Here is a 21,812-nt window from a genome sequence, read left to right as displayed (position 1 = left end):
CGATAACGGCGCGGCTTCCGGGATTCCGGGGGCCGCGCTTTTCTTGTGTAAAAACATGAACTTCTAACATTCTTCTAACCTTTATCCAGATAAAGCGAACTTCCGTTCTCAATTTTTCCTCCCGTGATACCAGTCTCCAACGTTTCGCAGTACCGCTTCCTGCAAGTTTGGAATAACGTGAGAATAGGTATCAAGTGTTACGTGTATCGAAGAGTGGCCAAGTCGTTCTTGAACGATCTTAGGGTGGATAAAGTCAATATCATAGAATTCTTTGCCGAGTGTCCTGCTGCTTAATTTATTCAGCGGCGTTGAGGTTTAATCGAATATGTGGAAGACGAGTAACCTGTTATAATGGCAGGTTATTTTTTTTATTAAAACACCGCAGGATAGCTCCCGCGGTTCTCTTCATACTACAAAATCCACAAAGACAGGACTACGCAGCATTCCGGCTTTGGTCCAGTTGCACCCTTTCTGCCTGAATATAAACTCAGATGTTGTATTATTGACAGTGATGAAATATCTGTATATGATGTGTATGTATGAAATACACAGTTGTAATTTTGGTGGAGGTTAAATGAAAATTATTATTTCCAATACATCCGATTCACCTATATATCAGCAGATAAAAGAACAAATAAAGGATGCGATACTTTATGGTGAATTGAAAGAGGGCGAACTGCTTCCATCTATCAGGGCACTAGCCAATGATCTGCGAGTGAGCGTTCTTACAACCCGAAGAGTATACGACGAGCTTGAGTCAGAGGGTTTTATTACAACCAAAGCGGGCAAAGGCTCATTTGTGGCAAAAGAAAACCTGGAACTTCTGTTGGAATCAAGGCGGCATATGGTCGAGGTAAAGCTCACCGAGGCTTGGAATGCGGCCTGTTCGCTCGGGATTAGCAAAGAAGAATTGATTTCAATGATGGGCTTACTGTTTGAGGAGGGCGAAAATGAATAAGATTTTAGAGGTTAAGGGACTAAAAAAAGATTTGGGTACCTTTAGCTTGCAGGATGTCAGCTTTTCTTTATTAGAAGGTTGCATTACTGGATTCATTGGTTTAAATGGGGCCGGTAAGACCACAACTATAAAAACAATCCTTGGGCTGGTGTTGAAGGATTCGGGAAGCATTGAATTTTTCGGCAAAGACATGAACCTGAATGAACGGGAACTAAAGAATCATATTGGCATCGTATTTGATGAGGGATATTTCTATGAAGAATTGACACTGGCAGAAATGAAAAGCATTATTGCACCTGCCTATTCAAATTGGGAAGAATCCGTTTTTCATAAGTACATGGAACACTTTGGGTTGCCACTTAATCAGAAAATCTCTACATTGTCCAAAGGCATGCGCATGAAGTACGCCATAGCATTAGCGCTTTCCCATCATGCCGACATATTGATTATGGATGAACCAACAAGCGGACTTGATCCACTGGTACGAAGTGAATTGATGGAAATATTATTGGACTTTATGGGGAATGGCGGAAAAGGTGTGTTCTTTTCTTCCCATATTACCTCTGACCTCGAGAAAGTAGCTGATGTACTGATTTTAATTGATAAGGGCAGAATCATATTGAGTGAGGAAAAGGATGTATTGCTTGACACGCATGGCTTAGTAAAAGGAGAAAAAATGGCGCTTAATGACCAAACAAGAGAATTATTTTTAACGTTGCGCGAAACCAATTATGGGTTTGAAGGATTGACAAACAGCAAACATGCCGTAAGGCAGCAAATGAACAATGTGCTAATAGAAAAGCCGACTATTGAAGATATTATGTTGGGCTATGTAAGGAGGTAATTGAGATGTTGTTGCATCTTGTAAAAAAGGATTTCCTACTCTCGAAAAGATATATGAAAGTGATGCTTATCGCTTCATTTGCGATTCCCATTTTTATGACCTTTAAAGTTGATTTTATAAGCGGAGGTTTTTTTCCATTTTTTCTAAGCACTCTTTATATTCAGTATCTGCTGTTCAATTCAGTATCGATGTTAGAATATAAATACAAAGGTTCTGCGCTCCTATGCGCAACTCCTTATACACGCAAGGCATTGGTAAAATCAAAGTATTTATTTATATTGGCCATTTTTGTGTGCTGTTATATCGTATACACAATTACTGCCTTACTTATTGCGGGAAAGATAGAGATGCTAAGCATTTCGGAATCTGGATTATCATTATTAATCTTATCTATTATTTTTGGGGCAATTATACCGGTTCAATACTACTTCGGTTATGAAAAATCCAAATATATATTCATGTTTTTTATTTTTATAACACCGTTTGTATTTCCCTTCATAATAAAGGTAGTGCAAGCCAATAATATTAGTTTCCAAATGATGCTTCCTTTTCCGAAAATCGTTCAAGATTTGTTTCCTTTTTTACTGGCGTTGGTAATAGGCCTAATATCTATGACTGTATCTATACGCATCTATTCTAAAAAGAACTTATAACTATAGTTAGACCTCGGTGGCAGCGAATCGCCCCGGTCTTCCTCTCAACGCCCAAGACCAAGCTTCACTCGTGCGGCTCACGTTTTCGGAAAGCAGCGTTACTCAGGGAGAGTAAGCATACATCGAAGATAAATTTAAACTGATGCGAATGCGTATGTTGTGGGATAAACCCGATAAAGTTTATTATTAAAGCCTCGAGCAATCCGGGGCTTTTTTAATTGAATTTTCTTCTAACGTAACTTCTAACAACGCATGATACCCCACGAGAACCGTCCGCCTTTTCTGGTCAGATGGTTGGCAATCTTTTTCGAGTTAAGGTATTTCATGCAGTTTCAAAAAACCACAATATTACTGAAATCTGAGAACGCAGATCATGCAAACTTTTTTTAGCGATAGCTATAGCGATACAGAAAAAGATCCGTAGGGGACAGATGCCAAAGAAAGTAGACGTATATTTTCCATCATGATAAGATATAAATAGAAAAGGAGCCGTGCGTGAACACGACTCCAGTGCAATAGCCGCTTTTAAGGGCGGCAGGCTTTAATTAGGTGTCACGAATAGACCGCGTACCTTTAGTGAGGGCGGTCTATTTCTTTTTGTGCATGTATATCAGCAGCATTACGACAAAAGTCAATAATGCGAATATCCAAAGTCCAAATTGGAACATAACGGATAGTGCTTCGTATACGCTCACAGGCTTCACCTCCCTTCCGGGAGATTAGCCGACCGCCCATAAAGCCATTCTATTGCCTAACTATCTTACCATATTTTTCACTTAACAAGGAGATTAACATCTCTTTAAAAAAGACATATGAGAAAAGCCGCAGGATAGTTCCCACGGCTTTTTTTGCACTACTTTATCGAATACTCGTTTACTTCAAACGATAAAATCTTATCGAAAATCACATAGTCTTTACGGCTGCTGAACGGTCCTTTGTTATTGTTGTGTTTGTTAATGGCATGGGATGCTGTTCCTGCGCCGGCTTGTTTATTTTCGTGCCAGGTGATGAAGGCATTTACCTTTCTATTATGGATGGTGCAAGCAAATTACCACACGCTCCTTTTTCATGGTATCTTATGGGTGGAACGAATCGATTCTAATTCTGGTGATCAAATGGAGAATATGTATGAACTATGATTGTTTAATTGTAGATGACGAGAGTATTCTTGCGGAAACAACATGTGAGTATTTTAATATGTTCGAGGTTCAATCGGCTTATGTGACCAGCGCGGAGGCGTGCGAGCATTTTTTGCAGGAGAATGAAACTTCCCTGATTCTTCTGGATATCAATCTGGGTCAGAGCTCGGGCTTTGATCTGTGCAAAAAGCTGAGGCAAACTACGCAGATTCCAATTCTGTTCATCAGTGCCCGCTCCAGCGATGACGATATTCTGATTGCCCTTAACATCGGTGGAGACGATTACATCCAAAAGCCGTATACGCTCAGCATATTGCTAGCCAAGGTTAAAGCTGTGCTCAAAAGATATGGAAAACACAGTCCGGCAGAAATGCTGGAGTTCGGTCAGGTCCAGATCGACTGTATGCTTTCCCGTGTTCGCGTGAACGGTGCAGAGATCAAATTCAAAACGCTGGAATACAGGCTGCTCTGCTATTTGGCACAAAATAAAAACCGGGTGGTGTCCAAGGAAGAGCTGTTCGCCAAGGTGTGGGGTGACTCTTTTACTGGAGATGGAACCTTAAACGTACATATTCGTCATTTGCGCGAAAAAATAGAGGTCAATCCCAACAAACCGCAATATATCAAAACGGTGTGGGGAACGGGATATGTTCTAGAGGATGGCAAGCGATGAAAGCCAAGGGAATGCTCTTGACGATGCTTGTTGTTTTTATTGCAGGTATTATTCTTTCTGTGCAGGTGATTGGGACCGAAGTAAATACGGATGTGGATATTGTCATGGCCAACAGGGTACTGAAGACGGTTGAAAGCCACTGGGAGCAGATTGAGCAAGGCGATTACAGCGGCATCACGCAGCAATTTGTCGTTCTGGATCAGAGCGGGAACGTACGCTACCAAACGGCAGACGGACTGTCCATGACCATTAATGATGCCATCCGGAACAGGGATTCGATCTTGGATGTTATGGTGGAAGGAACTCCCGCAGGAAAGCTCATCATCCATGATGATTATGACCAAAAGATGCAGCGCAACAAGGAACAGCTTGTGACCGTAATCTTGATAACTTTTACCGTGTTAACCGTGCTATGCGTACTCTATATTATATTTTTGAATCGTGCCGTAATCACGCCGTTTAAAAAGCTGCAAAGCTTTGCCCTGAATGTGGCCAGAGGGAACTTGGATATTCCTTTAAACATGGATAAAAACAATCCGTTCGGCGCGTTCACCGAAAGCTTCGACATGATGCGCGAGGAGCTGGCGGCGGCGCGGCAGAGTGAATATGAGGCCAACCGCAGTAAGAAAGAGCTCGTGGCCAGCCTAAGCCATGACGTCAAAACACCGGTCGCCTCCATTAAGGCGGTTAGCGAACTGATGCTGCTGCGAGCTAACGATGAGAAAGCAATCAAGCAGTTGAACATGATCTATTCCAAGGCAGAGCAAATTAACTTGCTGGTGACGGATATGTTCCATGCGACGCTTGAGGAGTTGAAAGAACTGAAGGTGAATGTGACTGAGGAATACAGCGGTGTTCTGAAGGGAATTATCGCGAATGTGAACTACGATGACCAAATTACCTGTGACCCCATCCCGGATTGTATTATCCTCACCGATGTCACACGCTTACAGCAAGTCTTCGATAATATCCTGAGCAACTCTTACAAATATGCGGGTACCGCTGTTAAAATCTCTTCTTTTATTACCCCTACCCATTTGCAAATAGAGATTATGGATTATGGAAATGGCGTCAGCCGGGATGAATTGCCGCTGCTGTTCAACAAATTCTACCGGGGCAATAACATCGCGGGCCAAACCGGAGCAGGGCTTGGACTGTTCATCTCCAATTATCTCATGCAGAGCATGCAGGGCGATATTGAATGCCATAATCGCGATGACGGTTTTACCGTCGCCCTCCGAATCAAGCTCGTCTAACGATTTAAGGAACGGTTAAGGATTGGACAAAGATTAAATAAGAATTGATTTTGTATGATAGGACTGTAATCCATTCTGCAATCTATCAACAAAGGAATGATCACCTCGTGCAAGATACGATACTTAGAACAGAGAAATTATGCAAAACGTTCTCCACTGGCGGAATTCAGCAGCATGTGCTGAAAAATTTGGACATCAGTCTGATGGAAGGAGACTTTACGATTATTATGGGCAGTTCCGGTTCAGGCAAATCGACACTGCTCTATGCACTTTCCGGCATGGACAAACCTTCGCTCGGGGAAATTCATTTTGAGGGTGAAAATATATCCAAGCTGAATAATGACCAACTTGCCATTTTTCGCCGAAATAATTGCGGGTTTGTGTTCCAGCAAATCCACTTGCTGGACAACATGAGCGTGCTGGATAATGCGCTGGCGAGCGGTCTGCTGGTGAGCAAGAACAAGCAGGCTGTTGCTGCCAAAGCCAAACAATTGCTTGCCCAGGTGGGATTAAATGAAACCTTGTGGGGGAAATTCCCCTCCCAGTTATCCGGCGGTGAAGCACAGCGGGCCGGGATCGTGCGCGCCCTGATCAACAGTCCGAAAATGGTGTTCGCAGATGAGCCCACCGGCGCACTCAACTCCGTATCAAGCGACAGTGTGCTGGACGTCATGACCGAGGTCAACCGGAATGGACAGAGCATAGTCACGGTCACACATGATATCACAACGGCTTTGCGGGGCAACCGAATCCTTTACCTGCGTGACGGCATTATTTGTGGAGATCTGGATCTAGGTGCTTTTCATGCGGATTACAACCTTGCAAGGCATGAGAAGCTAAATGCGTTCCTGTCTGAAATGGGATGGTAAGATGAGAATTATTAACCTGGCCATAGCCAATATCAAAACAGGAAAAAGCGCGGTCTTCTCCCTGTTTGTTTTGATTTTTATTGCCGCACTGCTGCTGAACATAGGCACGACGGTTATGTCTAAAATGAGCACCTTTTATGAAGACAAGGTCGATGAATTACACGATGCGCATGTAAGCATCGTTATGAAAAGCGCAAACTATAAGCAGCCTTATGGAGATTTTCTCAAATCCTATTCAGGAGTGAAAGAGACAGAAACGGAACAAATGATATTGCTGCCCACGGCCACGATTCGTTTCGACAAGAGCGACTTTAGTATTCGCACTGCGCTGCTGAATGCGGATGCAGAGCGGACCGTTGCGCCGCTGAAGCTGATTGAGGAGTCGGCTTCTGACAAAGGAGAGGGAATCTATATCCCTTATGGCTTAAAAGTGAGGAACGGCTACCAACTAGGAGACAACTTCACCCTTACTTATCAAAATAAGAAATATAGTTACCGTGTAACCGGTTTTTTTGAGTCGACTTTGATGGGCACATCCAAACTCGCCATGCTGAAATTTTATCTGCCGGATGCGGCCTACCGTCAATTGTCTGAGGAACTGGGTCCTGCGGCCGACGGCACCCTTATATCTGCAATTTTTACGGATAGTGAACAATCAGGCGCCTTATTAAGTGACTATAACAATCAATTTCCACAATCCAATGAGGCTGTGGATCCCAGTTTTTGGGGAGCGGACATGCAGACGGCAGAAAGCAGCAGCGCTTTAATCGTTAATATTGTCGCCATGATTCTGGTCGCGTTTGCGGCAATGATCGTGCTGATGTCGCTTACTGTGATCAAGTTCCGTATATCATACAGCATCGACGATGGTATGGTGAACATTGGCGTGCTTAAAGCGGTGGGCTATACCAGCCTGCAGATTCACACATCAATTGTCTTGCAGTTTATGCTGATCGCAGTTGCCGCGAGTGTCACAGGTGCAGCCGTTTCTTATGCCGTAATGCCCGCGTTCGGTGGAGTGATCTCTTCTTTGGCGGGGTTGCTATGGACGGGGGACGCCCACATGGGAACAGATCTGGCCAGTGTCCTGATTGTAACCCTGTTGGTGCTGGTAGTGGCGCTGCTCTCTTCCATGCGCATCCATAAGCTTTCCCCTGTCGCAGCACTGCGGGGAGGAATCATGACCCATAATTTCAGTCGAAATCTTCTCCCGCTGGACAAGGTCAAAGGCGGCCTCCAATTCGTGCTTGCTTGCAAAACAATGCTTGCGAACAGCCGGCAGAACCTAATGATCGGCAGCATTATTGTCGCGATTACCTTTGCTTCGGTCTTCTCGGTTGTGTTGTACTACAATATTGCTGAAGATAAAACGGCGTTTTTCCAAATGCTTGGTGCCGAAACGCCTAATGTCGGAATTCAGGTTGAACCCGGTAAAGACAGCGAGCAGTTGCTTATGCAGATTCAACAGATGACAGGTGTGGAAAAGGCCAATATTCTGGACTATATTACAACGACGATTGATGGCCAGTTGGTGAATACGGATTTTTCTGATGATTATGGAAAGCTGGAAAACAAATCGGTCTATGAAGGCCGCTATCCGCAATACGACAACGAGATTGTTGTTACCGGAGGACTAGCCAGACTGCTCGGCAAAAACATTGGCGATACGATTAAAGTGGGGGTGGGAGGTGCTTCCCATCCGTTTCTGATAACCGGGCTGAACCAATCGTTTAATGCGGGGCGGAATGGAGCATCTTTAACCATGGCAGGTGTGCATCACCTGATTCCTGACCATAAAGGAATGTCCATTAATGTATACCTGGAAGGTGTCAACAAATCGGACTTTATCCGTGATGTCGAAGCGGAGTACGGAAGCATGATTCAGACTATAACGGATGTGGATGAATCGCTAGAGAGTGGAACCCGGGTATATATATCGGCAGTATTTGCTGTCATGGTTGTGATCCTGGCGATAACCGTGCTGGTAGTTGTATTGATTCTCTATCTGGTCATCAAAATGACGATTCTCAAGCGAAAAAGGGAACTGGGGATTCTAAAAGCGACAGGCTATACCACGTTCCAGCTTATGACCCAGATCGCGCTGAGCTTTGTTCCTATTGTAATTGCAGGCGTAATCGTCGGCGGTGTGCTGGGCAGTCTGTACACCAATTCCGTGCTTGAGCTGCTGCTCTCAGATGCCGGCATTTCCAATGTGCAATTCATCATACATGTTCCGCTTATTGTTACACTCTGCATCGCCATTATTATACTGGTCTATCTCGTATCGATGTTAGTGTCGCGCAGAATCAAGAGAATCACAGCGTATGGATTGATTACGGAGTAGATAGGCAGCAGCTTATTAAAGGCCACAGACGAACTGTGATGTTTTTGAATATCAGCTCATAGATAGATGTGATTTAATCTATCTATTTGTAAAATACGGGGGAACACTAGCATGAACATGAAAAAATGGAACAAAATAATCGCGCTCTTGATGAGTGCGCTATTCTTTACTGCTTTTTCGATCCCTGTCTACGCAGAGGAAGCAAGCTCAGATCGGACACCTTCCGGTATTCCCTACACCCAGCTTGAGCAAGAGATCGACAACTATGTGAATTCATATATCGGAAAATCAACTCCCGGTGCTGCGGTTGTGGTAACCAGAGGCGACGAGATTATTTTTTCCAAAGGCTATGGTTACGCCAATATGGAGAAGCAAATCCCTGTGGACACCGCCAACACTGTGTTTGGCTACGGTTCAATTAACAAGCTATTTGTCTGGGCATCCATTATGCAATTGGTAGAAGAAGGAAAGATGGAGCTGGATCAAGACATCAGGGCGTATTTTCCGCAGGAGTTTGCAGAGAAGCTTCGCTACGACAAACCGATTACGCTGCTGGATATAATGAGCCATACCGCTGGCTTTGAGGAATATTCGGGCGGCCTATTTATAAAGTCATCGGAGAAGCTGGAATCACTGGAAAAAGTGCTGTTATCTTCTCAACCCGAGCAAATATTTGAGCCTGGCAAAGTCATGTCTTACTCTAACTTTGCCACAGCCCTGGCAGGGTTTGCGGTGGAGGAGGTAAGTGGGGAACCTTTTTCCGACTACGAAATGAAGCGGATTTTACGCCCGCTGGAGATGAATCATACCTCAGGCCATCCGACACTGGCTGATCACCGGGATTTGCAGGATGCAGAAGCTACAGGCTATGCGATTACAGAGAAAGGAGGCTTCGAACCTAGAGCACATTATTATATTCCTTTCTATCCTGCAGGAGCAATGAAAGGAACGGCGGAAGACCTCGCACGGTTTGCCATAGCATTGACAACCGCTGACAGCCCGTTGTTCGCCAAGCAGCAGACGCTGCAAACGATGCTTACCCAAAGCTATACGCCACACAAGGAGCTTCTTTCCAATGCGCATGGATTCTGGGAATACAACGCACAGCCCCGCACTGTTGGACACAGTGGAGGCACCATGGGCTTTTCAAGTAATTTTGCTGTTGTTCCTGAAGAAAAGCTTGGTGTTGTCGTATTAACCAACACAGAGGGCGAACGCGATATTGTGCCTAGTTTGATTGACCTGCTGATTCGGAATAAGGCAAAGGAGTCCGTGCAGCCAAGTAAAAACCTGCCGCCGTCAAGCGAAGTGGCCGGACACTATGTACTATCACGCAATACCTTTACCACTGTCCAGGAGTTTATGGGCTACCTGACGTTGGTTAATCTGGAAGCGAAGGGCGAACATGACCTTACCTTAACCGGGCGTGGAATATCAGGAGAGTATAAACAAATCAGCCCCTATGTATACAAACTGGATAAAACCAACAGTAAGAGTATTCAGATGAGTGCGCCTATGTTGTATGCTGAAAAATCAGAAGGAAAAGTAACGCGGTTAAGCGGCGGACAAGCGATGGACATGCTTCCGCTCAAGCCAAGCCGTTCCGTCCCGGCATTGATTACCTATCTGATTGTTGCGGCAATAGCTGTTTCGTTCTTTTTGCTGGCCCCGCTTGTGCTGCTCATTCGCTGGCTCCTGTGGAAAAGAAAAGGAATTTCGTCTTCAAGCACAGCTAATCATTTGTCCGCAGGCGTCATTGTGTGCGGAACCGCCCTGGTATTAAACGTCTTGTTCCTGCTCCTGAACGCCATCGGCAATCAAAACGTGACCACTAATCAGTTGAATTATGGAATTATTATGAACTGGATACTGGCAATACTCGCTGGCTTGCTGCTTGTGATCTCTATCCTTAAAGGCAGACACCATCCGCAATCCAAAGTCCAAAAAGTGTTCCGAATGGCTACAGCGGTGCTTCTTGTCGGTTTCATCGTCCTGCTGGCCGACTGGAAGTTCTTTCATCTCATTGCTTAAATGTCTGCTAAAGACATCAGACGGATCGGCCAAGATACAAACGGTGGCCGGTCCGTTTTTTATTTTTTCGAGTAACATGACTGGCCAATATTTGCCCATCGCGAGTCAATTGCATCGCCAAGGAGCGTATAGGAGGGGGCCGCTAAGCCCCCGTAGCATCAAAGTAGACGTATAAAACCATGCATGATAAGATATAAATAGAAAAGGAGCCGTGCGGGTAACACGACTCCAGTGCAACAGCCGCTTCAAAGGCGGTGGCTCAATACGAAAGTTTCACCAGATAGGCCGATTCCTTCGCTGGGGCGGCCTATTTCTTTTGGTGCAGGACAAGAGCAATGATCGTCAAGACTAATCCCAGTAGCCCGACAATCAGCGAACCGAAACCAATCATGATAAGCAAAGCATCTTTAACCTCCACAGGCATTCACCTCCCTTCCGGGAGAGTAGCCGACCGCCCATAAAGCCATTCTATCGCCTATCCATCATACCATAATTTCCCTCATGGAGTGATTATCATCTCTTTAAAAAGAAAATATGAGAAAAGCCGCAGGAAGGTATCCTGCGGCTACACATTATATCCTTAGCTTTTTCTTTTGACTGGTATCCATACCTCGCAAATCGATTCGACCTGTCTATCATCCACCCAGTAGTATTTTTCAATGCATGGACCTTCCACCTGTTCAAAATTTGTCGAAGGAAACCATTCGGAATAAATACGACGCCACACATTCTGGATTTCCCGGCCGCTATCGACGTCCTCTGTCAACGTCTCTCGGCTTTCAAATACCGCGTACGTTCGGGCCGGCACGTGCAGAACGGTGAACTCAGGCGGGGCATCGCTTCCTACTGGAAGATCGAATCCCATCATATAACGTCTGCCCCCATCCTCTTTGAAGTCAAAATGATAGCCGTAGAGCAGCATACCGGCTGATCTGCCGGTCGCCTCGTTAATCCGGTCATGCGTCCCGTCTTTCCAGATTTTCTCGGCGAATTCGGGTATTTCCTTGAAGGCATCCGTCCGGATATCGACACTCTTGCCGATCACGGTAGATTCCAATTCTTCCATAATGCGATAATTCATTTCAAATTCTCCCTTTATCTGAATTTGAAAGGAGATCCGAGAGAACGCCTTAAGCTTCACATTCATCTTCTTTGCGGCGGACGGCGTCACTCCGTGCAACCGTTGAAACGCTTTGGCAAAAGCCTCCGGACTTTCGTAACCGTACTTAAGCGCGACATCGATGACCTTGCACTCTGTTCCCGCCAATTCTTCTGCGGCAAGCGTTAATCGTCGGTTCCGAATGTACTCGGTGACCGTGAAGCCAGTTAATGCATGGAACATTCGTTGAAAATGATACCGGGATGATAAAGCTGCCTGCGCAATATCATCGATCTCAAGCATAACATGCAAATGATCCTCGATATAATCGATGGCCTGGCGAAGCAATTTTAACGACTCCATCCGATCTCATCTCATCTCCTTTCCCATCCAGTGTATAGGACGGTAAGCTTTCGATCCTGTTCTCGAGTGCGCTGATTTGTCCAGAAAATCGTGTATTGTTTATTATAATAATAAAAGCTATCTGGTGATAGCATTAACTAACGGGTCGTATTGTTTAAGAGCAGTAACCGGGAAACCGATTATTTTGATCGTCAAAAGGAGATATAAAAAGCCGAAGGATAGCATCCTACGGCGTCGTATCTAACACGTTGCCTTATCATTTAACCACTTAGGGACAGTCACCGTCTTTCTAACGGATTTGGATTCCATTGCTTCTCGAACGGTCGGCATAAAGACTTGCACATCACAGGCAGCTTCGTCGCGTGATGGAAAACAGCCCAAAATCGATACACGTCTTTTCTATTCACTATATTAACATCCTCCTGAGAGAGGGCCTTAGCTCTCAATCCCAGCGTCGTTTAGGATACTTCTTTGAGTCTTTGGAGGGAAACACTTTCTAGCACGGTTACTTTTCCGGGTTTCGCCGGCTGTTTGAACAGTAAAACAAGCCTTTGCCCCGGTACAGCTGTAATTGGCACTGTGATTCTAGCTATCATAACATTTACTATAGTACGGTAGAAACTGACCTGAACTGAGCCAATTGACAGGGGATACTTGCTGATATTCCTTGCAGAGGGCAGCTGCTTCTAAAATAAAATCGGAATTCAAACAACACTATTCCTCGCATATTTAGTCATCGCTGCAGCGTTCAACTTACTGAACGCTTTTTTTGATTTGGCGGCTACTTATTGGAATCCATTCAGGACAACCACATACTTTTTCAGAAGCGAGTTGATGGAGAATGAGCATCGAGATTAAACAACGGCTGCTTCCGGACGGACGTCCGAACAAACCTAACAAGCCCATGGTTCCGGGATGGATCACCATCCATAATACGGACAATCTCACAGGCACGGCGGAGTCGCATGCGCGATACATTTTGGACGGCAGCGGCGGCAGGCAGGCATCATGGCACTACACAGTGGACGATGTGGATATTTTCCAGCACCTGGGCGATAACGAACAGGGGTGGCATGCTGGAGATGGTGACGGCCCAGGGAATCAGACGAGCCTCGGTATGGAAGTGTGCATGTTCATCGGTATGAAGACGGAGGTCGCCTGGCGGAATGCAGCTTGGTTGGCAGCCTTTCTCATTAATCGTCATAAGCTAACAGTTGAGCACGTAGTTCCGCACCAAAAATGGTCGGGCAAGCTGTGCCCGTCGCAACTGCTGCCGTATTGGAGCAAGTTCATTAATATGGTTAAGGAAGAATTGCAAAAGCTCCAGAGGCCGAAAAATGAAGCGATTATTGAAGTGAATGGAGCGAAGGTAGCAACAGGCATATTCGTAAACAACCTTGTGTTTGCACCAATACGGGACATCGGTGCGGCGATCGGTGCGCCAGTCGTATGGGACAATGGCAGTAAAACAGCATCAATAAATGGAAATAATGTTGCCGGTGGGCGATTGATCGGCGGGAAGGCATATGCTCCAGTACGGGCAGTAGCAGAAGCAGCCGGTGCAAAAGTCAACTGGAATGGAAAAGAGAAAACAATCAGCATCCAACTGCAACTGCAACTGTAAAAGATCGGCAGCGCCTGAGCGGTAACCGAAAAAATCCATGTTCTTATCAAATTAAGCCCCGGAGTAATCCGAGGCTTTTCACTGGAAACAAAAACCTAAGTAATCTAATGCACTTTCCGATATCCCGCGCCATAAGGAAAGGGATATGTTACCCCCATATCCCTCAATTGATCATATGAAGAAGGGGAGCAGAAATAAATCCCTAATTCCGAAAAAAGGAATTCGGTGGTGAAAAAAGCGACGTCGAGGAAAAAAGCCAGGATGGAAGCCGAATTGTCTATAGGTGGATTCCTGTGCGGGCAGGCCGTCCAATCGCTCTATCATTTCATCAGTGGGGATGGCAAGGGTAACATAATTTTGATCGACATGAGCAATGAATCCATCGTGTGAATGACCATCATTCGTTCGTATTCCTACATATTTATTCATACAACTCCAACTGACGTGCTGATAATAATTTGGATCCATAGATAACCTTCTAGGGGAATTACCCTCACCCTTAGTCTATGGACCATAACCCATAATGCTCACGGCATTCGCCCATAAAACGAAGGAATAACCTACTAGCGATTTAAGGGAGAGTGGGGAACGATGATGGAATACATGACGATTTGCCTGAGGCAGACGATAGGAATTACAGTTGTTATGGAGTATAGAATTTCTCGAGGATTGATAAAAAGGTCTGATAGAATTGGAACTATCTACGGACGAATGGTTACCCTGGTGTGTATGGGCACAAGCGAAGCTAATTGAAGCACATCTTCGTTAAACATCCGGATACATCCGTGAGATACCAGTCTTCCAATCGAGGAAGGATCATTCGTTCCGTGAATGCCGTAATGCGGCTTCGACAAGCCCATCCAGAACGCACCGTATGGTCCGCCCGGATTGGGCTCCTTGTTGATTATGGTATATTCGCCTGTCGGAGTCTGGGTGAGCATCTTTCCGATTCCGACGGGGAACTCTCTGACTACGATATTTCCGTCCAAGAGATACAGCTTGCGATCCGACAAATCGACAATGATTCGATATTGTGGCATTACACCCCACTCCTTTTCATTACAATATGCTGGGTGGGTTGGTGGTGTTAAAATAGCATTCAGCGTGTAGATAAGGTGTCGAAAGATACTAGATCTACACACTTTTTTTGTTCAATACAAGGTGCTGTGCATCGTCTCCCCATATTAAATCCATGGCGGTGGATTAGGCATCCACTATAGGGCGACATCATTGATTTGTCCGGACTTGGAGGCATCCGCTCCGGAACCGGATAGCGACCGCCACACGAGCACGGCGGCGATAATCCACAGGAGAAGCGTGGCGATGCCGGACTCACCCGCTACATACGTCCAGCCTTCCTGCTTATGATAGAACAACGCTTCGAACCAGCTGCGGCTATGGTTGATAGCCGTATGTATGATGACGGCAGGCCATAGGCTGCCACTCTTGTGCCGGACCCAGCCCATCACGACGGAAAGCGGAAATATCATCGCCGTGAATAGCGCAATCGTCACAAGCGGAATTCCGTCCTCATTGTAGCCGTTTAAGTAGAATGGGTAATGGAATACGGCCCACACGGCCGCTGTAATCAGAATCGCCTTCTTTGCACCCATAGCCTGTGTCAGCTTCGGCTGCAAGTAGCCGCGCCAGCCGATCTCCTCGGCGAAGGAGAACAATGTCATCACAATGAGCATGTTCGGGCTGAAGAAGCTCTGAGCGATGACTTGGAAGTAGGCGGTCATGGTCATGCCGTTGCTAAATTCATGGGCGGACGGCAGCGCGATAAAGCCGAGTCCCCAGGCTGCGGCAAAACCTATTATGACCGGAATGCCGGACAGCAGTGCAATCACGTACCAGCGAAGTCCGCCGAGCTTCGTCATGCCAGTCGATAGCAGTGTCTCTTTCCGCTTTGGACGGAACAGAAGCAGCAGCAACACCGTGATGAGCGGTGCGGCTTGGCTGACAGCGATAAGCTCGAACACGCCGCTCAAGTTCGCGGCCAAGGTTAAGCCGAGCACAAGCACGCAGTACAAGAAGGCCTCTTTTTTCAAAATTGCATTTGCGGTTGAATTCATTTAATATCGTCCTTTCTTTCATGTGCACAAGAGATACATTTTGCAGTGTCTATCTGTCAGCTTACAACGCATTTCTCAAGAAAGTATAAAGTCCGCGCTCATTTGCCCCGCAGAAGAAGTTTGGATTACACTGAACAGAAGGAGAACGTTCGGCGGGGGATGACAGAGGATATGATGAGAGTGAGCATTTTGCTTGTTGATGATGAAGAAGAGATGACTGAGTTCGTACGGGATGCGCTGGAGGATGAGGGCTATGCGGTGAGGGCAGCTTATAACGTGGAGCAAGCGGAACGGCTCATATTAGAGCGGCTGCCGGATTTGATTGTGCTGGATGTGATGATGCCGGGCACGGACGGGTTTCAATTTTGCAAACAAGTGCGGGATAGTGTCGATTGCCCGATTATATTTGTTAGCGCAAGGGAGAGCGAAGCCGATCGGATTTACGGACTGGCGGCAGGGGGCGACGACTATATCGTCAAGCCGTTTAGCCTACGGGAACTGAAGGCACGCATTGAAGCGCACCTCAGGCGGGAACGTCGCAGCATACAGCGTCGGGACAGCGGACTGCTTAAGTTCGGCTCCTATACGATCGATGTCAGGGGATATGAACTGCGCTGCCAAGGACAGACCTTGCCGTTGACGAACCGTGAGTTTGCCATTGTAGAACTGCTTGCCTTGCATCCGGGACAAGTATTCGCGCGCGAACACATTTATGAGCAGGTGTGGGGGATGGATGCGTTCGGAGATGATGCTACCGTAACGGAGCACATCAAAAATATCCGGGCCAAAATGGCTGCCGCCGATCCGGATTCGCGCTGGATCGAAACCGTGTGGGGGGTTGGCTACAAATGGGGGGACCGTTCGTGAAGACACGCTCCATTAAACGCCAATTCATCTTTTATTTCAGTCTAGTTATCGGACTCAGCTTTATCTTGACTGCTGCCGTATGGGGGCTGGTCGTGTGGTTGATGTTTCAGGGAGAAGCGGACTGGATTAGACCTGCTAATTATTATGAGAAGAAGATACCGGGCATCTGGCAGGTTGTGGCGGCGGAGGGAGACAATCTGCTGCAAGAGGGCGGTAGGTCAGCGTTAGAGCAGGTTATCGACGGCACAGGGATATCTTACGCGATAGTTGATCGATACGGGACACCTGTGTATGGCACATTGACAGACCCGCGAATCGACAGTGGCCGCGAATTGATTGAACGGCTCAATTCCACCAAAATGATTGATTCCAATCATGCGCGGACAATGATGCCAATCGTGAATGCGGCAGGTGAGTTCGAAGGGGCGGTCGTACTGACTTATGTGCTTGCGGTCACTGCGACCGATGAGGCAAGCAATCCGTACGTCAGCCTGTTGGGAACGCTTATTATACTTTTACCATTTCTGCTTATTATTGTATTTACCTGGCTGTTCGGCAGGAGATTCAGCCGACAGCTGAACCAGCCGATTCAAGAGCTGATCGAGGGAACGAAGCGGGTGCAGCGGCGTGATTTGGACTTCAGCTTCTCTTATGAAGGCACGTCCGAGATCGCCCAGCTTGTAAAAGCTTTCGATGAGATGCGGCGGGAACTGTATTTATCGCTGCAGCGCGAATGGAAGCTCGAGCAAGAGCGGCGCGACATGGTAGCCGCCTTAGCCCACGATCTGCGAACGCCGCTTGCCATTGTTCAAGGCCATGTGGAAGGACTGCTGGAAGGCGGGGCGGAGCGCCCGGATCGTTTGTATCGCTATTTGGCGACGATTGACAAAAACACGAAGCGCGCGGCGCGGTTAGTACAGGAGATGAATACGGTATCGGCAATGGAGACGCCGGAGTTCCGGCTGAATCAGCGTGCTGTGGACGTCAGGGTGTTTATGGAAGAGAAGGCGTCCGACATCGAACGGCTGTGCGGGGAGCAGCACATTCATTTCACATATGACCTGGAGGACAAACGCAAAGAGCAGGCTTCCGTACTGTTCGATCCGGACAGGCTGTCGCAATTGTTGGATAACTTGTTTGCCAACAGCGTGCAGTTTACGCCGGCAGGAGGAACCATCTCATGGAGAACGGAATTAGCGGAGCATAAGCTTGTTATGCAAATTATGGATACCGGGCCGGGATTCCCGGCGCACGCGCTGGACATCGTGTTCGATAAATTTGTTCAAGGCGATACGTCGCGTTCGCGCCATAAAGGTCACGCCGGACTAGGCCTGTACATGGCGAAGCTGCTGACAGAGAAGCACGGCGGCGTTATCCTAGCATCCAACCTCGACTTGGGCGGAGCTTGCGTGACGGTCACGCTCCCGGCCAGGGAGACGGTGCAGTCTTAACGTGTAGTGCACATGAAGTGCAATATGTTCTTCCAATAATCTATGTCGGACTGTAGAAATCCATATTATACTAGAGAAAGATTTGTGATTAGGAAAGGAGCAACACCACATGACAGCAATTCGCATTGGTATCGTAGGTTATGGCAACCTCGGCAAAGGGGTCGAGAAATCGATTCGCCAAAATTCAGATATGGAGCTCGTCGCCATCTTTACGCGTCGCGATCCGCAATCTATTCAATCGCACGTTCCGGTCGTTTCGTTGGACGAGGCCGAATCATACAAAGGTAAAGTCGATGTTATGATTCTGTGCGGCGGTTCGGCAACGGATCTGCCGGAGCAAGGGCCTCAGCTTGCCCGTAAGTTCCACACCGTCGACAGCTTTGATACGCACGCACGCATTCCGGAATATTTCGAATCCGTGAATTCCGCAGCAGCAGCGAACGGACACGTCTCCGTCATTTCGACGGGCTGGGATCCGGGCTTGTTCTCGCTTAACCGACTTTTGTTCCAATCCATCTTGCCGGAAGGCAATGAATATACGTTCTGGGGCCGCGGCGTAAGCCAAGGGCACTCCGATGCTATCCGCCGGGTGGAAGGTGTCAAGAACGGCGTGCAATACACGATTCCGTCCGATGAGGCGGTAGCGAAAGTCCGTGCTGGGGAAAATCCGAAGCTGACGACACGGGACAAGCATGTACGCGAATGTTACATCGTGGCGGAAGCAGATGCGGATCAAGCGCGCATTGAAGCAGAAATTAAGTCGATGCCGAACTACTTCGCTGACTACGACACGATCGTACACTTCATCAGTGAGGAAGAGCTGAAGATGAACCACTCTGCGATGCCGCACGGCGGCCTCGTATTCCGCAGTGGCATGACGGGTGAAGGCACTGCGCAAATTATGGAGTTCGGCCTGAACCTCGGCAGCAATCCGGAGTTTACCGCAAGTGTGCTCGTAGCTTACGCACGTGCTGTCTCTAAGCTGGCTGCGCGTGGAGAGTCCGGGGCGCGTACGGTATTCGACATTCCGTTCGGCCTGATGTCTCCAAAGTCACCAGAGCAATTGCGCAAGGAACTGCTGTAAGTATCCCGAACACATGTAGAAAGCGATCCGGCCGATATAGGTCTGTTGGCTGCAAGCTGATGTCTGTCCAGTACAGACGTCAGCTTGTTTTGTTTCAGCCAGTATCAGGCGATATCTGCGCAGCGACGAACGGGAGTCTTTTACGGTTCCCAATGCTTCGCAATGAATTCATCCCTGCCTGATTTGGAGCGGTCCTCCTTGTAATGCTCCGGCTCTTTGCGGTAATAGTCTTGATGATAATCTTCTGCCGGATAGAAAGGCTTGGCGTCTACAATCGGTGTGACGATCGGTTTGTCGAAGCTGCCGCACGCAGCAAGTGCAGCTTTGGAGGCTTCGGCCTTGCGCCGTTGCTCCTCCGAATGAACGAAGATGGCCGTTGTATACGAATGGCCCCGATCTTGAAATTGACCTTCGGCGTCTGTCGGGTCGATCTGTCCCCAGAATAGCTCAAGCAGACGTTCGTATGTTATGACGGCAGGGTCGAATGTAATCTGCACCGCTTCGATATGCCCTGTCGTTTGCGACTTCACTTGCTCATATGTCGGGTTCGGAACGTGTCCTCCCGTATAACCGGATATGACGCTGTGCACACCGTCCCATTGATCGAACGGCTTAACCATGCACCAGAAGCAGCCGCCAGCGAACGTCGCTGCCTCAATGCATGTCGATGGACCAGGCGCACGGTTCTCCTCTGAAGTGTTCGTTGATTGTGAATAAGACATCAGTGTTAGCCTCCTTGTTAAGAAAAATCATAGATTGTGTTATTAGTGTAACGCGAGCGGCAGTGACTGCCAAGAATTGTTGATGTGGATTTCTCAAAACAAAGAGAACGGCCCTTTTCCGTCTGGAAGGGGCCGCGTTCTGTGTTCAATATTTGCTGTTTGAATCCCGGCTGAGCGGGTTAAAAATATCCGTTAATTTATCTATTCGTTACGCACGTTCCACAATTGTGTTGTACGTCGTGCGGTCTGTGTGCTTCACAAGTTGAATAAGCAATTCCTTCGCCGCATCTATGTCGTCCGTATGAACGATGGAAGCTGGAGTATGGATATAACGTCCACATACGCCAATAACGGTGGAAGGCACGCCTTTGTTGCTCAAATGAACTTGTCCCGCATCTGTTCCCCCTGGGGAAACGAAATATTGATATGGAATCTTGTGTGTGTCCGCAATATCCTGGATGAATTCCACCAGGCCGCGATGCGTAATCATCGTCGGGTCGAAAATGCGGAGCAATGCGCCTTTGCCAAGGTGGCCGAACGAGTTCGGATCGCCAGTCATATCGTTCGCTGCGCTGCAATCAAGAGCGTAGAAAATGTCGGGCTGGATCAGGTTCGCCGCCGTGCGTGCTCCGCGCAAGCCGACCTCTTCCTGTACGGTCGCGCCGGCGAACAAGATGTTCGGCAGCTTAGCCTGCTCCCGGTGAAGTTCCTTCATCAGCTCAATCGCGAGGCCGACGCCATAGCGGTTATCCCATGCCTTGGCCATAATTTTCTTCGGATTGAGCAGCGGGGTGAACGGGCAGACCGGAACGATTTGCTGTCCTGGACGGATGCCGGCTTGCTCTGCTTCTTCACGGCTGTCCGCACCTACATCGATATACATATGCTTCGTGTCGACAGGCTTGTTCGCCGTTGCTTCATCAAGCAAATGCTTCGGAATCGAGCCTACGACACCCGGAATCGGGCCGTTCGGCGTAATGACTTCCACTTGCTGCGCGAGAACGACCTGCCCCCACCAGCCGCCGAGTGGTGTGAATTTCAGCATCCCGTTCGGTGTGATTTGAGTCGTCATGAAGCCGACTTCATCCAAATGGCCAGCCACCATGACGCGAGGGCCTTGCTCATCGCCACGCATAACGCCGAAGATGCTGCCGAGCGCATCATGGACGAATTCATCCGTATATTGGGACAGTTCTTGCTTTACTAAGGCACGAAGCTCTCGTTCAAAGCCGGGAGCGGAAGGGAACTCTGTTAAGGTGCGGAATAAATCTAACGTTTCTTGCTGCATTGAATGATGCTCCTTTCGTAATAAACGCATAATTATGTAACCTAAGTATGAACCGATCCAATTGAGGATGCAAGCCTTTGAAATGAGAAGGAGAAACCTGATTTTCATTTCAATTTCATGATGGTGCATGATGAGAACAAAAAAAATAAGAGTTGGATATAAAGGAGGAACTTTATTGCATCATGGGCAGGCTTAATTAGCAGCGTGTTTCTGATGACGCTCATCATTTCGACGATCTCGCTCGGGGTGGTCGTACCGACATTGAAGGACACGCATATCATGAAGATGAACATCTGGCAGATCATTTTGCTTGTCGCCGTCATTTTTGTCCGTTTAACCGGTAGTTGGAAAGCTCGATGTAAGGGTAGAGGTCATGCTTTGTGTTGGAACACAAGAAGTGTGACGAAATATATGCAGCAAAAGATGAAGTCATTCGTTGGTTGCTTTCATATGCTCATTCTCCCAATCAATC

Annotated in this window: 21 protein-coding genes and 1 pseudogene; 12 read left to right on the top strand and 10 right to left on the bottom strand. The window is 47.4% G+C overall.

Annotated features, from left to right (window positions below):
• Positions 1–574 precede the first annotated feature (574 nt).
• The 3 genes from A372_RS0105280 to A372_RS0105270 are packed head-to-tail and all read left to right on the top strand — an operon-like array spanning position 575 to position 2,455.
• Complete coding sequence (locus A372_RS0105280; protein WP_019419784.1) at positions 575–958, top strand: GntR family transcriptional regulator; 384 nt, start codon at positions 575–577, stop codon at positions 956–958.
• Positions 951–1,802: an ABC transporter ATP-binding protein gene (locus tag A372_RS0105275; protein ID WP_019419783.1), complete on the top strand. Its 852-nt coding sequence runs from the start codon at positions 951–953 to the stop codon at positions 1,800–1,802. The genes A372_RS0105280 and A372_RS0105275 overlap by 8 nt, the downstream gene beginning before the upstream one ends.
• Before the next feature lie 5 nt (positions 1,803–1,807).
• Entirely contained in the window at positions 1,808–2,455 is a 648-nt protein-coding gene (locus A372_RS0105270; protein ID WP_019419782.1) for an ABC-2 transporter permease, read from the top strand.
• Positions 2,456–3,042: 587 nt separating this feature from the next.
• Here the strand turns inward: A372_RS0105270 and A372_RS39485 are convergent.
• A complete protein-coding gene (locus A372_RS39485; protein WP_019419781.1) occupies positions 3,043–3,150 on the bottom strand; it encodes a putative holin-like toxin in 108 nt (35 codons plus the stop codon).
• Positions 3,151–3,308: 158 nt separating this feature from the next.
• A pseudogene (locus A372_RS38410) lies at positions 3,309–3,482 on the bottom strand (ran-binding protein 10); the annotation flags it as partial.
• A gap of 101 nt (positions 3,483–3,583) precedes the next feature.
• On the opposite strand from A372_RS38410, the gene A372_RS0105260 reads away from it, so the two are divergent.
• The 5 genes from A372_RS0105260 to A372_RS0105240 all read left to right on the top strand — a co-directional run bounded on the left by A372_RS0105260 (position 3,584) and on the right by A372_RS0105240 (position 10,767).
• Entirely contained in the window at positions 3,584–4,267 is a 684-nt protein-coding gene (locus A372_RS0105260; protein WP_019419780.1) for a response regulator transcription factor, read from the top strand.
• On the top strand, positions 4,264–5,523 hold the full coding sequence (locus A372_RS0105255; protein WP_019419779.1) for a HAMP domain-containing sensor histidine kinase: 1,260 nt from the start codon (positions 4,264–4,266) through the stop codon (positions 5,521–5,523). Before A372_RS0105260 ends, A372_RS0105255 begins: the two co-directional genes overlap by 4 nt.
• 107 nt (positions 5,524–5,630) lie before the next feature.
• A complete protein-coding gene (locus tag A372_RS0105250) occupies positions 5,631–6,392 on the top strand; it encodes an ABC transporter ATP-binding protein (protein ID WP_019419778.1) in 762 nt (253 codons plus the stop codon).
• Between the two features lies 1 nt (position 6,393).
• Complete coding sequence (locus tag A372_RS0105245) at positions 6,394–8,736, top strand: ABC transporter permease (RefSeq protein ID WP_019419777.1); 2,343 nt, start codon at positions 6,394–6,396, stop codon at positions 8,734–8,736.
• A 111-nt stretch (positions 8,737–8,847) separates the two neighbouring features.
• On the top strand, positions 8,848–10,767 hold the full coding sequence (locus A372_RS0105240; protein ID WP_019419776.1) for a serine hydrolase domain-containing protein: 1,920 nt from the start codon (positions 8,848–8,850) through the stop codon (positions 10,765–10,767).
• Between the two features lie 307 nt (positions 10,768–11,074).
• Here the strand turns inward: A372_RS0105240 and A372_RS38405 are convergent, their stop codons facing one another.
• The 3 genes from A372_RS38405 to A372_RS39010 all read right to left on the bottom strand — a co-directional run bounded on the left by A372_RS38405 (position 11,075) and on the right by A372_RS39010 (position 12,636).
• Positions 11,075–11,191: a putative holin-like toxin gene (locus tag A372_RS38405; RefSeq protein WP_267933877.1), complete on the bottom strand. Its 117-nt coding sequence runs from the start codon at positions 11,189–11,191 to the stop codon at positions 11,075–11,077.
• 156 nt (positions 11,192–11,347) lie between these two features.
• The gene (locus tag A372_RS0105230) at positions 11,348–12,229 is read right to left on the bottom strand and encodes an AraC family transcriptional regulator (RefSeq protein ID WP_019419774.1); all 882 of its coding nucleotides are present in this window, start codon (positions 12,227–12,229) and stop codon (positions 11,348–11,350) included.
• A 278-nt stretch (positions 12,230–12,507) separates the two neighbouring features.
• Positions 12,508–12,636 carry a hypothetical protein gene (locus tag A372_RS39010; RefSeq protein ID WP_272943455.1) on the bottom strand — a complete coding sequence of 43 codons (129 nt, stop codon included), beginning with the start codon at positions 12,634–12,636 and terminating at the stop codon, positions 12,508–12,510.
• A 434-nt stretch (positions 12,637–13,070) separates the two neighbouring features.
• Here A372_RS39010 and A372_RS0105225 point away from each other — a divergent pair, with 434 nt between their 5' ends.
• Positions 13,071–13,853 carry an N-acetylmuramoyl-L-alanine amidase gene (locus A372_RS0105225; RefSeq protein ID WP_019419773.1) on the top strand — a complete coding sequence of 261 codons (783 nt, stop codon included), beginning with the start codon at positions 13,071–13,073 and terminating at the stop codon, positions 13,851–13,853.
• Between the two features lie 171 nt (positions 13,854–14,024).
• Here A372_RS0105225 and A372_RS36130 read toward each other — a convergent pair whose 3' ends face one another.
• From A372_RS36130 to A372_RS0105210, 3 genes are all read right to left on the bottom strand, one after another.
• Positions 14,025–14,321 carry a phosphatidylinositol kinase gene (locus A372_RS36130; RefSeq protein WP_083858744.1) on the bottom strand — a complete coding sequence of 99 codons (297 nt, stop codon included), beginning with the start codon at positions 14,319–14,321 and terminating at the stop codon, positions 14,025–14,027.
• 233 nt (positions 14,322–14,554) lie between these two features.
• Positions 14,555–14,893: a L,D-transpeptidase gene (locus A372_RS0105215; protein ID WP_019419771.1), complete on the bottom strand. Its 339-nt coding sequence runs from the start codon at positions 14,891–14,893 to the stop codon at positions 14,555–14,557.
• Positions 14,894–15,067: 174 nt separating this feature from the next.
• Positions 15,068–15,928 carry a CPBP family intramembrane glutamic endopeptidase gene (locus A372_RS0105210; protein WP_019419770.1) on the bottom strand — a complete coding sequence of 287 codons (861 nt, stop codon included), beginning with the start codon at positions 15,926–15,928 and terminating at the stop codon, positions 15,068–15,070.
• A 174-nt stretch (positions 15,929–16,102) separates the two neighbouring features.
• Here A372_RS0105210 and A372_RS0105205 point away from each other — a divergent pair, with 174 nt between their 5' ends.
• The 3 genes from A372_RS0105205 to A372_RS0105195 all read left to right on the top strand — a co-directional run bounded on the left by A372_RS0105205 (position 16,103) and on the right by A372_RS0105195 (position 19,330).
• Positions 16,103–16,795, top strand: a complete 693-nt coding sequence (locus A372_RS0105205) for a response regulator transcription factor (RefSeq protein WP_036703374.1) — start codon at positions 16,103–16,105, stop codon at positions 16,793–16,795.
• Positions 16,777–18,246 carry a sensor histidine kinase gene (locus tag A372_RS0105200; protein ID WP_019419768.1) on the top strand — a complete coding sequence of 490 codons (1,470 nt, stop codon included), beginning with the start codon at positions 16,777–16,779 and terminating at the stop codon, positions 18,244–18,246. The genes A372_RS0105205 and A372_RS0105200 overlap by 19 nt, the downstream gene beginning before the upstream one ends.
• Positions 18,247–18,355: 109 nt before the next feature.
• Positions 18,356–19,330 (top strand): diaminopimelate dehydrogenase, encoded by a 975-nt coding sequence (locus A372_RS0105195; RefSeq protein WP_019419767.1) that lies wholly within the window; start codon positions 18,356–18,358, stop codon positions 19,328–19,330.
• A 140-nt stretch (positions 19,331–19,470) separates the two neighbouring features.
• On the opposite strand, the gene msrA is transcribed toward A372_RS0105195, so the two are convergent.
• Complete coding sequence (gene msrA / locus A372_RS0105190; protein WP_019419766.1) at positions 19,471–20,052, bottom strand: peptide-methionine (S)-S-oxide reductase MsrA; 582 nt, start codon at positions 20,050–20,052, stop codon at positions 19,471–19,473.
• A 208-nt stretch (positions 20,053–20,260) separates the two neighbouring features.
• Complete coding sequence (locus A372_RS0105185) at positions 20,261–21,340, bottom strand: M42 family metallopeptidase (protein WP_019419765.1); 1,080 nt, start codon at positions 21,338–21,340, stop codon at positions 20,261–20,263.
• Positions 21,341–21,812 lie beyond the last annotated feature (472 nt).

Source organism: Paenibacillus sp. OSY-SE (assembly GCF_000283315.1).
In the GTDB taxonomy this organism is placed as follows: domain Bacteria; phylum Bacillota; class Bacilli; order Paenibacillales; family Paenibacillaceae; genus Paenibacillus_B; species Paenibacillus_B profundus.
This window is presented reverse-complemented; position numbering and strand designations above follow the sequence as displayed.

Coding starts and splice junctions, on each gene's coding strand:
- A372_RS0105280 (WP_019419784.1), top strand. CDS start 575: ATGAAAATTATTATTTCCAATACATCCGATTCACCTATATATCAGCAG.
- A372_RS0105275 (WP_019419783.1), top strand. CDS start 951: ATGAATAAGATTTTAGAGGTTAAGGGACTAAAAAAAGATTTGGGTACC.
- A372_RS0105270 (WP_019419782.1), top strand. CDS start 1,808: ATGTTGTTGCATCTTGTAAAAAAGGATTTCCTACTCTCGAAAAGATAT.
- A372_RS0105260 (WP_019419780.1), top strand. CDS start 3,584: ATGAACTATGATTGTTTAATTGTAGATGACGAGAGTATTCTTGCGGAA.
- A372_RS0105255 (WP_019419779.1), top strand. CDS start 4,264: ATGAAAGCCAAGGGAATGCTCTTGACGATGCTTGTTGTTTTTATTGCA.
- A372_RS0105245 (WP_019419777.1), top strand. CDS start 6,394: ATGAGAATTATTAACCTGGCCATAGCCAATATCAAAACAGGAAAAAGC.
- A372_RS0105240 (WP_019419776.1), top strand. CDS start 8,848: ATGAACATGAAAAAATGGAACAAAATAATCGCGCTCTTGATGAGTGCG.
- A372_RS38405 (WP_267933877.1), bottom strand. CDS start 11,191: ATGCCTGTGGAGGTTAAAGATGCTTTGCTTATCATGATTGGTTTCGGT.
- A372_RS0105230 (WP_019419774.1), bottom strand. CDS start 12,229: ATGGAGTCGTTAAAATTGCTTCGCCAGGCCATCGATTATATCGAGGAT.
- A372_RS0105225 (WP_019419773.1), top strand. CDS start 13,071: ATGAGCATCGAGATTAAACAACGGCTGCTTCCGGACGGACGTCCGAAC.
- A372_RS36130 (WP_083858744.1), bottom strand. CDS start 14,321: ATGGATCCAAATTATTATCAGCACGTCAGTTGGAGTTGTATGAATAAA.
- A372_RS0105215 (WP_019419771.1), bottom strand. CDS start 14,893: ATGCCACAATATCGAATCATTGTCGATTTGTCGGATCGCAAGCTGTAT.
- A372_RS0105210 (WP_019419770.1), bottom strand. CDS start 15,928: ATGAATTCAACCGCAAATGCAATTTTGAAAAAAGAGGCCTTCTTGTAC.
- A372_RS0105205 (WP_036703374.1), top strand. CDS start 16,103: ATGAGAGTGAGCATTTTGCTTGTTGATGATGAAGAAGAGATGACTGAG.
- A372_RS0105200 (WP_019419768.1), top strand. CDS start 16,777: ATGGGGGGACCGTTCGTGAAGACACGCTCCATTAAACGCCAATTCATC.
- A372_RS0105195 (WP_019419767.1), top strand. CDS start 18,356: ATGACAGCAATTCGCATTGGTATCGTAGGTTATGGCAACCTCGGCAAA.
- msrA (WP_019419766.1), bottom strand. CDS start 20,052: ATGTCTTATTCACAATCAACGAACACTTCAGAGGAGAACCGTGCGCCT.
- A372_RS0105185 (WP_019419765.1), bottom strand. CDS start 21,340: ATGCAGCAAGAAACGTTAGATTTATTCCGCACCTTAACAGAGTTCCCT.